12 protein-coding genes and 1 pseudogene are annotated in these 12,156 nt (G+C 64.0%); 5 read left to right on the top strand and 8 right to left on the bottom strand.

Annotated elements, in window-relative coordinates; all coding sequences use genetic code 11:
• Positions 1 to 1,109: Eco57I restriction-modification methylase domain-containing protein (locus RMO57_RS00840; protein ID WP_310383359.1), on the bottom strand; the 1,109-nt coding region annotated here is incomplete at its 3' end.
• A 56-nt stretch (positions 1,110 to 1,165) separates the two neighbouring features.
• Here RMO57_RS00840 and mntA point away from each other — a divergent pair.
• On the top strand, positions 1,166 to 1,576 hold the full coding sequence (mntA, locus tag RMO57_RS00835; RefSeq protein WP_310383357.1) for a type VII toxin-antitoxin system MntA family adenylyltransferase antitoxin: 411 nt from the start codon (positions 1,166 to 1,168) through the stop codon (positions 1,574 to 1,576).
• Positions 1,569 to 1,994: a type VII toxin-antitoxin system HepT family RNase toxin gene (hepT, locus tag RMO57_RS00830; protein WP_310383355.1), complete on the top strand. Its 426-nt coding sequence runs from the start codon at positions 1,569 to 1,571 to the stop codon at positions 1,992 to 1,994. The genes mntA and hepT overlap by 8 nt, the downstream gene beginning before the upstream one ends.
• A 194-nt stretch (positions 1,995 to 2,188) precedes the next feature.
• Here the strand turns inward: hepT and RMO57_RS00825 are convergent, their stop codons facing one another.
• From RMO57_RS00825 to RMO57_RS00810, 4 genes and pseudogenes are all read right to left on the bottom strand, one after another.
• A complete protein-coding gene (locus RMO57_RS00825) occupies positions 2,189 to 3,103 on the bottom strand; it encodes a pseudouridine synthase (protein ID WP_310383354.1) in 915 nt (304 codons plus the stop codon).
• Positions 3,100 to 4,005 (bottom strand): hypothetical protein, encoded by a 906-nt coding sequence (locus RMO57_RS00820; protein WP_310383352.1) that lies wholly within the window; start codon positions 4,003 to 4,005, stop codon positions 3,100 to 3,102. The genes RMO57_RS00825 and RMO57_RS00820 overlap by 4 nt, the downstream gene beginning before the upstream one ends.
• 22 nt (positions 4,006 to 4,027) lie before the next feature.
• On the bottom strand, positions 4,028 to 5,329 hold the full coding sequence (locus RMO57_RS00815; protein WP_310383350.1) for a UDP-N-acetylglucosamine 1-carboxyvinyltransferase: 1,302 nt from the start codon (positions 5,327 to 5,329) through the stop codon (positions 4,028 to 4,030).
• 262 nt (positions 5,330 to 5,591) lie between these two features.
• Positions 5,592 to 6,034 (bottom strand): annotated as a pseudogene (locus RMO57_RS00810) (OsmC family peroxiredoxin).
• Between the two features lie 302 nt (positions 6,035 to 6,336).
• Here RMO57_RS00810 and RMO57_RS00805 point away from each other — a divergent pair.
• Complete coding sequence (locus tag RMO57_RS00805; protein ID WP_310383348.1) at positions 6,337 to 7,590, top strand: esterase-like activity of phytase family protein; 1,254 nt, start codon at positions 6,337 to 6,339, stop codon at positions 7,588 to 7,590.
• On the opposite strand, the gene RMO57_RS00800 is transcribed toward RMO57_RS00805, so the two are convergent.
• The 3 genes from RMO57_RS00800 to RMO57_RS00790 all read right to left on the bottom strand — a co-directional run bounded on the left by RMO57_RS00800 (position 7,587) and on the right by RMO57_RS00790 (position 10,386).
• Positions 7,587 to 8,318: a PEP_CTERM-anchored TLD domain-containing protein gene (locus tag RMO57_RS00800; protein WP_310383346.1), complete on the bottom strand. Its 732-nt coding sequence runs from the start codon at positions 8,316 to 8,318 to the stop codon at positions 7,587 to 7,589. The genes RMO57_RS00805 and RMO57_RS00800 overlap by 4 nt on opposite strands.
• Positions 8,319 to 8,711: 393 nt before the next feature.
• Positions 8,712 to 9,386: a hypothetical protein gene (locus tag RMO57_RS00795; RefSeq protein WP_310383344.1), complete on the bottom strand. Its 675-nt coding sequence runs from the start codon at positions 9,384 to 9,386 to the stop codon at positions 8,712 to 8,714.
• Positions 9,376 to 10,386: an XdhC family protein gene (locus tag RMO57_RS00790; RefSeq protein ID WP_310383341.1), complete on the bottom strand. Its 1,011-nt coding sequence runs from the start codon at positions 10,384 to 10,386 to the stop codon at positions 9,376 to 9,378. The genes RMO57_RS00795 and RMO57_RS00790 overlap by 11 nt, the downstream gene beginning before the upstream one ends.
• A gap of 235 nt (positions 10,387 to 10,621) precedes the next feature.
• Here RMO57_RS00790 and RMO57_RS00785 point away from each other — a divergent pair, with 235 nt between their 5' ends.
• Entirely contained in the window at positions 10,622 to 11,101 is a 480-nt protein-coding gene (locus tag RMO57_RS00785; protein WP_310383339.1) for a (2Fe-2S)-binding protein, read from the top strand.
• On the top strand, positions 11,098 to 12,156 hold a 1,059-nt coding region (locus RMO57_RS00780; RefSeq protein ID WP_310383337.1), incomplete at its 3' end, for a xanthine dehydrogenase family protein molybdopterin-binding subunit. The genes RMO57_RS00785 and RMO57_RS00780, both read left to right, overlap by 4 nt.

The following is a 12,156-nucleotide window of genomic DNA, read 5'->3' as shown; positions in this document are numbered from 1 at the left end:
GTCGTGGCAAGAGGCAGCTTGCGTGACGCCTCGACGTCGAGCTCGGTCATGGGGGCAATGAACGCTTTGTCCGCGCCGGTGGCGACACCGATGCCGACCTTGCAGCCGGCCTCTTCCAAGGTCGGGAACAGGCCCTCCAAGCGCCGCAAGAGGGCGCGCTTGTCGGATGAGCTCAACACCCAGGGCTCGGCCCCGATGCTCGCTTGCTCGACGACAGCGACGCCCAGTTCGGCGCAGGGTTTGCCGGCCCGGAGCACGTCTGCGAGTTCGCTAAGTTCGGACGCCAAGAGGCCCGGTTGCTTGGCCACCAAGGTCGGCCCAGGTGCGGCCCGTTCAATCAGCGTGATCGCGGGATAGGCGATCACGTCCGAATCGAAGGCGGGGGTGTCCACCATATCCACATAGGCCTTGAGGTGAAACGCCCTCGCCACCATGGCGCGCAGCGGCCCGCCGTACTTGTTCTTGGTCCAGCGGTCGGCGCAGATAAACGCGAACTGCCCGCCGTCCGCCAGCAGTTCAAGCGAACGCTCGATGAAGGGCACGTAGAGGTCCGCCCTGTCGTAGAGGGAGACGTAGCGCCGCCGGTACTCGGCCAGCAACGGGGGCGGAATCAGCTCCTGGCGCACATAGGGCGGATTGCCCACGACGAAATCGAATTTGCCCGCAAGCTCAGAGAGCAGAAAGTCTCCGTGCAGCAGCCAAGCCCCGGCCAGGCGGCGCGACTCCGTTGCGGCGATGCCAGACCGGTCCAGCAGATCGATCAGCTTGGCGCGGGTCGCAGTAAAGGTGTTGCCGTGCAGTTCGACGGCACGAATACAGTCCGCCAAGTCAACGCTAGCGTCTGCCGCCTGGGCCGCTGCGACCAGTCGAGTGGCCGCAGCCAGCAAAAATTCGCCACCGCCAAACGACGGTTCAAGCAGCCGCATACGGTGAAGCGGGTGGCTCACCGTGTAGCCCGCCAAGTCCAGCATGAAGTCCACCACCTCACGGCGAGTGAAAATTGCGCCCCGCTCGTTGTGGTCGGAATCGCGCGCCAGCTTTTCGACCGCATCTGCAATGAGGCACATGCCCGGAAGCCCGGGTTGTTCGACTGAAAAGGTAAGCGCCATGATGTCCAAGGTGTGAGCCCGCATTATCGAGTCTTGGGCGCGGCTAAGATCCCGCGATGCAAACCCAGCACCTCCATCCCGACGGCCCGCTTGTCACCAAGCTGCGGGCGGCCCTGCCGAATTTGCTCGCCGTCCATGCCTTCGGCAGCCAGGTGCAGGGCACGGCCGGGCCGGATAGCGACCTCGATCTGGCCGTGCTGGTGGCCGGCATGGTCGACCCCTTGTTGTTATGGAGTCTGTCCGGCGAGCTCGCCGAGCTGGTCGGCTGCGGTGTCGACCTGCTGGACCTGCGCGCGGCCAGTACGGTGATGCAGTACCAGGTCATCACGACCGGCCAACGCCTCTGGGCGCAGCAGCCTGCGGCCGGTGTGTTCGAGTGTTTTGTGCTGAGCGAGAAGACCGCACTGGACGAAGCTCGCGCGGGGCTGCTGAGCGATATTGCCAAGAATGGACGGGTCTATGGCTGACGATGTACTGCTCAACAAGGCGGCCACGATAGAGCGCTGTGTTGCAAGAGCACGTGAGGAATATGCCGCAGCGGGTGCCGGTTTTGCCACCGACTTCACGCGCCAAGACGCCGCCATCCTGAATATCCAACGTGCCTGTGAAGCCGCCCTGGACATGGGCCAGCACCTGATCCGGCGCGAGCGCCTGGGCCTGCCGCAGGGAGCCCGCGACGTCTTCACGCTGCTGGCGAGTGCCGGCTGGATAGAGGCCGACTTGGCGCAAGGTTTGAAGGCCATGATTGGCTTCAGAAACATCGCCGTTCATGAGTATCAAACCCTGCTCCTGCCCATCACCGTCAAGGTGATCACCGAGCATCTGGATGAATTCTTGCAGTACAGCGCGGCGCTGCTGCGGCGAGACCAGGCGGCAGGCGGCTAGACCTCACCATGCTGTTCGCTCCTTGACCTTGATCCCTTTCATCCCCTTCATCCAGGCCCAAAATTTTCTCCGGGCCGAACAAAACAGCCGCAGATCGGGCGTGGCGCTCCGGCAAGACAAACAAGACAAATGAGCCAGGATGAAGGGGATAAAAGGGATGGGTGCGGGTCTGGCGTAGCTGGGTCGGTGGTCTCTTAAACCGCCAGCCGCAGCCCGCTCTCGAAGTGACGCGCTTGGCCGCTCAGCGGGTCAACAAAGCGCAGCTCCTTGGCCAGCAATTGCAGCGGTCGGCTGAAGTCGGTGGCGTCCTGTTGGGGCAATAGTTGCGGATAGATGCTGTCGCCCACAATCGGCAGCCCCAGCGCGTTCATGTGCACGCGCAGCTGGTGGCGCTGGCCAGTGCTGGGGTGCAGGGCATAACGCGCTAAACCATCGCTCAACTGCTCCAGCAACTCGATGCGGGTCTCGGCATTGATCTCGCCGGCAACTTCCTCCGACTGCATAAAGGCCGCGGCACTCTCCTGCATGCGGCTGCGGCGGATCAAGGGCAGTTGCACATCGGCGCGAAACGGCGCAATCGCCTCGTAGACCTTGCTGACCTGCCGGTCGCGGAACAGGTTTTGATAGGCGCCCCGGTTTTCGGGTCGCAGCGTGAACAGCACCAGCCCGGCGGTCTCGCGGTCGATGCGGTGAGCCGGGCTCAGATGCAGCAAGCCGGTGTGCTGTTTGAGCCGGGTCAGCAAGGTCTCGCGCACATAGCGGCCACCCGGTGTGACCGGCAAGAAATGCGGCTTGTCGGCGACCAAGAGCCACTCGTCTTGAAAAACAATCTGCTCGGTGAAAGGGATAACACTTTCAGCGGCCAACTCGCGGTAATAAAAAATTCGCCCGCCGCCTTGATAGCAGGCCTCGGGTGTCAAGACCTGACCCTGCTCGCCGAAGACACGGGCGTTTTGCATGCGCTGCAGCCAAACGCCGCGCGTCACCGCCGGCATGCGCTGGTCCAGAAAATCCAGCATCAACAGCCACGGGCCGCTCGGCGGCAGCGCCACCGCGCTGGCACAAACGCCGTCGCGCAGCGGCAGATCTGGGCTGCGGGCTCGCGTCATTCGATCTGGGGGCCGCTGCGGGCGCGCTCGTCCAAATAGCGCAGCAGGCGCCGGCGCTCTTGCACGTCCAGGCTGGAGCCCAGCCAGTTGCGCAACCAGACTTCGCGCTGCGGATCGCCGGCTAACTTGCGAATCGCACGGTCTATCGCCTCGATCTGCATACGCCCCGCGGGCGTGCGGCTGCACGAGACATAGCGCAGGCTCTCCGTCGGCCCCTCCTTGAGCGGCAACATCAGCAAGTCAGCTTCCCCAGCCCCCAGAAACTCCTTCACCTCCGCTTGCGTCTCCAAGACGTAGTCCATGCGCTTGGCACGCAGCATGATCAGCAGTTGGCTGCCCTTGCGCACCGACAAGGTCTTGATGGCGCCCTGATGGGGGCCTTGCAGCAGCGTATCGATTTGTCGTCCATAGGAGCGATCTCGCGTCAGCAAGCCGCTCAAATCCTGCCGCCGCAACAGCTCGGCCAAAGCGACCGGCCGCCCTAAGCCGGCAAACTTCTCCAGCTGATCGCGCCGCACCACCAGGTAGAGCTGATTCGATGTCAACCAGGGCAAGGTGCTGGTGAAGTAGCGATCCTTCAGTCGCTCCGGGCTGCGTTTATGCAGCAGGGAGCAAACGGTCTCGCCGCTTTTCACCATCAACTCGAAGCGCGGCAAGGTGGCGTCGAAGAACTCATGCCGGAACTCCGGCAGCTCGGCGATCAACAAACGCAAAAACCCGTCGACCTCACCATTCTTCAGATCCTGTGCCTGCCGGGGAGGCTGCCCATCCACAAAACTCAGGAGCGGCGGCGCATCTTGCACGAACCATCGAATTGGCGGCTCAGCGGCGTTGGCGGTCGGCATTGCAAGATGCATCACCAAGGCCAGCAGCGGACCGGCGCGCAAGATCGAAGGCGGCATGAGAGCGCGGAGCTGAAGCGAGCTAGTCGCCTTCGACCCATTCAATGCGCGCGCCCAGGCCGCAGATGTTCTCGACAAAGCGCGGATGCGCGCGCCGTATCGGCGTGGCGTTACGGATCACCGAGCGGCCGGGGATGCTGGCCGCCACCATCAGCAGCGCGATCGCCACCCGGATGATGTAGGGGCTCTCGACCTCGGCCGCATGCAGCGGCTTGCCGCCAAAGGTGACCATGCGGTGCGGGTCGGACAAAAAGGCATGGCCGCCGAACTTGCTCAGCTCCGAGGTCCAGCCCATCGCGCCGTCATAGATCTTGTTCCAGAACATCACGCTGCCCTCGGCGCGAATACCCAAAGCGACAAAGATCGGCAGCAAATCGACCGGCAGATAGGGCCAGGGCGCCGCCTCGACTTTTTGCAAAATATTGCGGGTGAACGGCTCCTTGACCTTCAGCGGCCCATGGGTGACGGCGCGTGACCAGCCGTTCTCATGCACGATCTGCACGCCGAACTTGGCAAAAGTGCGGTCAATCAACGGGAACTGCTCAGGTACCGAGTTACGTACCTCCACCTGCCCGCCGGTGATGGCGCCGAGCGCCAAGAAGGTGACGATCTCGTGGAAGTCTTCGGCAAAAGTGAATTCACCACCGCCCAGGCGCTCAACGCCGTGAATCGTCAGCTTGGAGGTGCCGCAGCCCTCGATCCGAGCACCGAGCAACTTCAGAAACGCGCAGAACTCCTGCACATGCGGCTCGGAGGCGGCGTTCATCAGCGTGGAGCGGCCATTCGCCAGCGCCGCGCAGAGCACGAAGTTCTCGGTGGTGGTGACCGAGGCGTAATCGGTCCAATGGTCATTCGCCTGCAACTGGCCCTCGACCTGCAGCACCAGGCCGTCGCTGTGACGCTCGACCGCGGCGCCGAAGCGCTGGAACACCTCCACATGCGGGTCGATCTCGCGCACGCCCAGCGTGCAGCCGGTCACATCGTCCTCAATGCGGGCCGCGCCAAAGCGCGCCATCAGGCCCGGCACCAGCATGATGCTGGAGCGCATCTCCTCGGGCAGCCTGTCGCGGGCGGCGTCGAAATGCGTGTTGCGGTGATGCACATCCAGCACGCCGGTTGTGTAGTCGATCTCGACCGAGCTGCCCAGGTTGCGGAAGACCTCCAGAATCTTCTTCACATCGGTAATTTCGGTGACACCGCGCAGCCGCACCGGCTCAGTCGTCAGCAAAGTGGCACACAAAATCGGCAACACGGCGTTCTTGTTGGCGGACGGGATGATGCGGCCCGCCAAAGGCGTACCACCGTGAATAATCAGATTCGACATGGGCTGGAGCGCAAAGAGACAAGAACGCGCGGTCAGAAGGACAAGGCCGCGATTATCGACGCTGGCGCGAGCAGTTTCATCCGCTGGGCGAAAAGCGCTGCGGCGAGACCGCTTGAACTGTTGCGCTGCTGCGCTGCAGCCTGCGCTGTTGCATTGAGTTTTGCTTGCGTAACAGTTTGTGCCGGATTGGCAGCCTCATCGCCCCGCTATGGGGCAAATAGACGTTGCAAAATGGACCGCGGCGGCCGCCTTGCCGCCGCCGCTACGCGCCCGTTTCGAGGCTGGCCTCCAAGCTGATCTCCGCCACGCTGGCCAGCGCCTTGGAGAGCGGGCAATCACGCTTGGCGGACGCGGCAATTGCCTGGAAGCGGGCTTCATCCAGGCCCGGTACGACCGCCTTCAGGCGCAGCGCGATGCGGTCGATCACAAAGCCATCGCCCTGTGCCGACAGCCGCACCAGCGCTCGGGTGTCGGCCGTGGCGGTGGCAAAGCCGGCCTTCTCGCAGGCGAACGAGAACGCCATCGTGAAACAAGCGGCATGGGCGGCGGCCAGGATCTCTTCGGGATTGCTGCCGCGGCGGTCGTCGCCAAAACGGCTGGCGAAGCCAAGGGGTAGTCCTGCAAGGCGCCGGACTCGGTGCTGATCTGGCCCTGACCGGCCTTGCCGGCACCGGTCCAGAGAACGCTGGCGGATTTTTCGCTCATGGGGATGATTCCTTGCTGTGGTGTTGAGGGGCTGCACTGCGCGCGCTGCCTTGACCTACTTGCCAGCCAAGGCGAACAATGGTGAGCGTAGGCCCGAGTCAGGCCACAAGGCCAGGGAGAGCGCGCCGCTTGAGCGTAGGACAACGGTGCTGATCGAGCGGCTTGGGCTTGGCAGCATGAGCCAAACGGACCAGCCACCCGCTCGGCAAGCGTGAAATTTGTCACGCACGCCGCTTAGCCTTGGCAGCGTTCATCGGCGATCAAGGCCGTCCCTCCACTGATTCACTGAAGGCGCAAACACCATGAAATCCATCCTTATTCTGAGCTGCGCCCTGCTGGGCCTTGCTAACGCCCAAGCCGAGTCGATCGGCCTGAGCTATCTAGGCCAGCAAATTGTCGCGTCCGGCAGCACTTATGCGGGCACCACCATCGGCGGCCTGTCCGGTCTGGACTACAACGCCGCCACCGGCCGCTACCTGGCCATCAGCGATGACCGCAGCGCGCTCAACCCGGCGCGTTTCTATGAGCTGAGCCTCGATGTCGCCAAGTTCCAGCGCAGCGCCACGCCAGGGAATGCCGGCGTTAGCTTCAGCGCCGTGACGACCATCCTCAACAGCGACGGCAAGGCCTTCGGCGCCAACCAGGTCGACCCCGAAGGCCTGCGCCTGGACGCCGCCCGCAACCGCATCTACTGGACCAACGAGGGCCAGCGTGCCATGGCCGGCTTGCAAGACCCGAGCGTGCGCAGCATGAACCTGGACGGCAGCTTCGCCAGCAGCTTCGCCGTGCCGGACCACTTCAAGCCGGCCGGCTCCGTCGCCGGCAACCAGGCCGGTGACCGCGGCATCTTCAACAACCTCGCCTTTGAGAGCCTGACGCTGTCACAAGACGGCAAGACGCTATGGACCGCGACCGAGAACGCGCTGGTGCAAGACGGCCCGGCCGCCACCACGGCCAATGGCAGCAACAGCCGGCTGCTGTCGTTTGACCTCAATAGCGGCCAAGCCGGCGCCGAGTATGTGTACCAGGTCGCGCCGGTGGTGCTGCCCCCGATCCCAGGGCAATTCGCCACCAATGGTTTGACCGATTTCATCGCCATCGGCGATCGCCAGTTCATCACCATCGAGCGCTCATTCGGCGTCGGCGCGGCAACGCCCGGCGTGTCCGCCACGACCCATGGTCTGCCTACCGGCAACACCATCCGCCTGTTCTATGCCGATGCGCGCCAAGCCACCGATGTGTCCGGGCTGGCATCGCTGCAGGGCCAGAGCTTCACGGCGATGAGCAAGGAATTGCTGCTGGACCTGTCGACGCTGAAGAACGACGACGGCTCGGTGTTGGCCCTGGACAATATCGAGGGCATCACGCTCGGGCCGGTGGTTGACGGCAAGCAGACTCTGATGCTGGTGTCGGACAACAACTTCGGCGGCAACCAGTTCACCCAGTTCATTGCCTTGTCGATCAGCGCCCCGGTGCCTGAGCCGCAAAGCTATGCGTTGATGTTGGCCGGCTTGGGCCTGCTGGTCGCCACGCTGCGCAGTCGACGCAAGGCTTAGGCGCGACGGCGTACCTTCGATTTTGACGAGCCGATCGCGGCGAACAGCGCCAAGCCCACCAGGGCCAGCGAGGCCGGCTCAGGTACATGCTGCTGCGCTGGGGGGGTGTAAGCAGCAATGCTGAAGACTTCCAGCGCGCCGACCATCAGCGGCGTGTATTGCTTGCTCTGATCGACGATGCTGCTGCTGCCGAAGTAGCCGGAGCCCACATAACCAAAAGAATAGCCCTGGCTATAACCGCTGCTCAAGGTGGAGTCGACATAGATGTCATGACCGCCCCCGAAGGTGGGGCCGTAGTAAGAATTGTTGTAGGTCTGGTACTGCCCCTGGCTATCGCTGCGCTGCGCCGCCTTGACCTTGTCGCTGAGGTTGAAGACGAAGGCACTGCGATCCGCGCTGTAGTTGAAGTGATAGCTGTTGCTGGAATCCCAGCTCAGCGGGTCATAGCCGCCAATCGTTTCCCAACTGGCACCTTGGTCAATGCTGACCTTGAGCAGCGTGAAGGTCGCGCCCTTGCCGTCGGCAGCCCGGTGGAAAGACTGCGCATTGCTGCCGTTGGTCTTGGTGAACAGATTGCTGACGGTCAGCTGGCCCTTGCCAAGCCAGCTCTCCAGCTGAGTCAGGCCGCTGGCGTCCAGCAAGGTCGAGCCGCCAATGATCGCCCCGGCGCTGGCCGTGGTGTTGATCATGAGGCAGGCGATGGCGCCCAAAACTGTGCGTGCAAACATGGTGGTTTCCTTTGTTTTTCGTCGTTGCCGAAACCATTTCCCGGCTCAGTGCCCGAAGGATAGGGTCGTGGGCAGCCAAGCCGTTCCCCTCAACCCGGGGGGACTTGCATCCAAGTTCGGTACAAAGTCACTGGGCGGTAATCGGCGTGGGCCCAAGCGCAGCGCCAAGCCCTGGCCGACTCGAATTCCGCCCGCGCATCAGCACCCATCGAGAACGCCCTACGGCCGCTCGGCATTGGCCGCAAGAATGGGTGGGCCGGGGGAATAGGCATCCGGCGGCGCGGCAGTGGCAAGACCGGCGCTCCGCCACAAACTCAGCCACAAGCTCAGGACTTCAGCGTTGCCCTGGCCGCGGGGACCAAATGGTTCATGGTCGATTTCAAAATATAACGCTCAAGGCGTTTTGCCGGGCAAGCCATTGGCGATGCGGCAGCGCTGAATGTCACAAGCGGTGGGCAAGATCGAACGGTACTCGACCACGCTTTTGAGCTGCGAGAGGTCGCGGGCATAACAACTGCCGCCCTTGCCATCGTTGTAATAGGAAGTCACGTCAACACAGCGGCGCGAGTGCGCCATCAAGCCGAAGAAATGCCCCATCTCGTGCGACACCACCATTTGCAGCGTTTGCTCCGCCGGGTAACTGGGGTTGCGGGTGCGCAGCAGCTGGAACATGGCCGGGCTCAGCGCCAGCGTGCGCTGGCCCAGGTTGGCAAGGCCGAAATTGCCTTTGCTGCCCTCTTCGCTCCACTGCACGACCACCGCGCCGGGCGGCAGCTCCGCATTGCCGACCAAGGCAATCACCTGGCTTTTCACGCCGCAGTCGCCCCAGGCGCGACTCGCACGCTTCAATACCGCCATCAATTGCGCGGACGAAAACCAGGCCGGCGCACCGGCATGCCAGTACACGAACAACAGCGGATTGCTGAGTGCAGCGCGGTCGCGGCCATCCGCCCAGGTGGCGATTTCGCCGGGCCGGCATTCGGCAATTTCCTGATCGCGCACCGACTCGGCGGCGCCGGCGCCGCAACAACTCAGCGCCAGCGCCAGCGCCAAAAGCTCAGACCGCACAGCCACCCTCTGCGGCCAAACTCTCACCCGCGCGCAGCTGCGAGCTGCTCAAACTAACACCGTAGCGTTCCGCCGTCATGTGGGCCAGGATGGACAGCGCAATTTCGGGCGGCGTGCGCGCGCCGATATGCAGGCCGACCGGGCCGTGCAGGCGCGCCAGTTGCGCGGCCGTCAGGCCGAAATGCTCGGCCAAGCGTGCCTTGCGCTTGCTCTGGTTGACGCGCGAGCCGATCGCGCCGACATAAAAAGCCGGGCTCGCCAGCGCCTCCAGCAGCGCCAGATCATCGAGCTTGGGGTCATGCGTCAGGGCCACCACGGCGCTGTGGCCGTCGGGGGCGAAGGCCGCCACCACGTCATCCGGCATCTCAAGCGTCAGCGTCGCGCCTGCGATGGCAAAGCCGTCGGCATATTCCTTACGCGGGTCGCAGATCATCACCTGGTAGTCCAAGGCCAGCGCCATGCTGGCCAGGTAGCGCGTCATTTGACCGGCGCCGATGATCAACAGCCGCCATTGCGGCCCGTGGTGGGTGACCAGGCTGTGCTCGGTGAGCGTCAGCAGCGCGGCGCCGGCCAGCGGCGAGCTCAAGACCACCGCACCGCTGGCCAGATCCAACCTGCGGCAGACGCGCTCGCCGCGGTCCAGCCGGCCCAACAATTCCTCAATCATCGAAGCGCTGCTGAGTGGCTCCAGCATCAGCTCCAGGGTGCCGCCGCAGGGCAGGCCAAACCGAGTCGCCTCATCCGCCCCGACGCCCCAGCGCTGCAGGCCTGGGTGTGCCGGCTTCAAAGTGCCCGCGCGCACCTTGGCGATCAAGTCATCTTCGATGCAGCCGCCCGATACCGAGCCGGCGATGGCACCGTCATCACGCACCGCCACCAGCGAGCCGACCGGGCGCGGCGCCGAGCCCCAGGTGCGCGTGATGGTGCCCAGCACGACACGGCGCCCGGCCTTCGCCCAAGCGGCGACTTGGCGCAATACATCTAAGTCAGCGTTATCCATAGCGTCATCGTACGTTGAGCCCGAGCGCGGCGCCAACAGTCACCGCGGCAAGGCCGGCCGGCAGCATCAAGTCGGCACAGCGGCGCGGACTGTGCCAAGTTGGGACAAAACAAACGGTGCCCTGCGCCTCATGTACAGGCATACAGGCGGGTAAACCGTGGATGGCGCCGCCGCTGACACGGCGCGATGATGCCTCGGATTCAAGTACGGCCCGCCAGCTCCAGGAGACAAAGCAATGAGCCAAGACAGCAAGATAACGCTCAAGGTCAACGGCAAGACGGTCACGCGCAGCACCGCGCCGGAGCGTCTGCTTTCGCAACTATTGCGTGAGGACCTGGCGCTCACCGGCACCCATATCGGCTGCGACACCGGCCAATGCGGCGCCTGCACCGTGCATGTCAACGGCCACGCGGTGAAGAGTTGCACCATGCTGGCCGTGCAAGCAGGGGGCAGCGAAGTGACCACCATCGAAGGCCTGGCCGCCGCCGACGGCACGCTGCACGCTATGCAGGCCGCCTTCAAGGAATGCCATGGCCTGCAATGCGGCTTTTGCACGCCGGGCATGGTGATGAGCGCGCTGGACCTGGTTCAACATCACGGTTGTCACTCGGAGGCGCAGGTTCGCGAAGCGCTGGAAGGCAATTTCTGCCGCTGCACCGGCTACCAGAACATCGTGCGCGCCGTCATGCTGGGTGCCCAAGGCGTGCGGCCATGAACGCGCCGCTGATTGGCCAAAGCGTCCGCCGCCGTGAGGACGCACGCTTTCTGACCGGGCGCGGCCAGTACACCGATGACATCGTGCTGCCGCGCCAGACCTATGCCTACTTCCTGCGCTCGCCCTATGCGCATGCGCTGATCAAATCGGTGGATACAACAGCCGCCGCAGCCGAAGAAGGCGTGCTGGCGGTCTACACCGGCGAGCATTTCCGCGCCGTAGGGGGCTTGCCCTGTGGCTGGCTGATCAAGAGTCTGGATGGCAGTGCCATGAAAGAGCCCAAGCACCCGGTGCTGGCCGACGGCAAGGTGCGTTATGTCGGTGACCAGGTGGCGCTGGTGGTGGCCGAGACCTACGAGCAGGCCAAGGCCGCCGCGCAGCTGATTGAGGTCGACTACGAGGAGTTGGCGCCGGTGGTGGATACCGCCCGCGCCAAAGACTTCGCCAGCAGCGTGCACGCCGAAGCGCCCGATAACGTCTGCTACACCTGGGGCTGTGGCGACCAGGCCGCCACCGATGCAGCTTTTGCCCGCGCCGCCCATGTCACAAGGCTGGAGTTTCGCAACAACCGCCTGATCCCTAACGCGATTGAGCCACGGGCGGCGAATGCCAGTTACAACCCCGGTGACGAGAGCTGGACGCTTTATGTGGCGAACCAGAACCCGCATGTCGAGCGGCTCTTGATGTGCGCTTTTGTGCTTGGCATCCCCGAGCACAAGGTGCGCGTGGTGGCACCCGATGTGGGCGGCGGCTTTGGCTCCAAGATCTTTCTCTACGCTGAAGAAACCGCGCTGACCTGGGCCACCCGCCAACTTGGCCGGCCGATCAAATGGACCGCCGAGCGCAGCGAATCCTTCTTGACCGACGCGCATGGCCGCGACCACGCCACCGTGGCCGAGCTGGGCCTCGACGCCGACGGCAAGTTCGTCGCGATGCGGGTGCACACCAGCGCCAACTTGGGCGCTTATTTGTCCACCTTTGCCAGCAGCGTGCCGACGATTCTGTACGCCACGCTGTTGGCCGGCCAGTACACGACGCCGGCCATCTATGCCGAA

The organism is Roseateles sp., from assembly GCF_031397715.1.
In the GTDB taxonomy this organism is placed as follows: domain Bacteria; phylum Pseudomonadota; class Gammaproteobacteria; order Burkholderiales; family Burkholderiaceae_C; genus Paucibacter_A.
Note: the sequence above shows the minus strand (reverse complement) of the source record. Positions and strands in the feature narration are given on the sequence as shown.

Coding starts and splice junctions, on each gene's coding strand:
- RMO57_RS00785 (WP_310383339.1), top strand. CDS start 10,622: ATGAGCCAAGACAGCAAGATAACGCTCAAGGTCAACGGCAAGACGGTC.
- RMO57_RS00805 (WP_310383348.1), top strand. CDS start 6,337: ATGAAATCCATCCTTATTCTGAGCTGCGCCCTGCTGGGCCTTGCTAAC.
- RMO57_RS00790 (WP_310383341.1), bottom strand. CDS start 10,386: ATGGATAACGCTGACTTAGATGTATTGCGCCAAGTCGCCGCTTGGGCG.
- RMO57_RS00825 (WP_310383354.1), bottom strand. CDS start 3,103: ATGACGCGAGCCCGCAGCCCAGATCTGCCGCTGCGCGACGGCGTTTGT.
- RMO57_RS00815 (WP_310383350.1), bottom strand. CDS start 5,329: ATGTCGAATCTGATTATTCACGGTGGTACGCCTTTGGCGGGCCGCATC.
- RMO57_RS00820 (WP_310383352.1), bottom strand. CDS start 4,005: ATGCCGCCTTCGATCTTGCGCGCCGGTCCGCTGCTGGCCTTGGTGATG.
- mntA (WP_310383357.1), top strand. CDS start 1,166: ATGCAAACCCAGCACCTCCATCCCGACGGCCCGCTTGTCACCAAGCTG.
- RMO57_RS00800 (WP_310383346.1), bottom strand. CDS start 8,318: ATGTTTGCACGCACAGTTTTGGGCGCCATCGCCTGCCTCATGATCAAC.
- hepT (WP_310383355.1), top strand. CDS start 1,569: ATGGCTGACGATGTACTGCTCAACAAGGCGGCCACGATAGAGCGCTGT.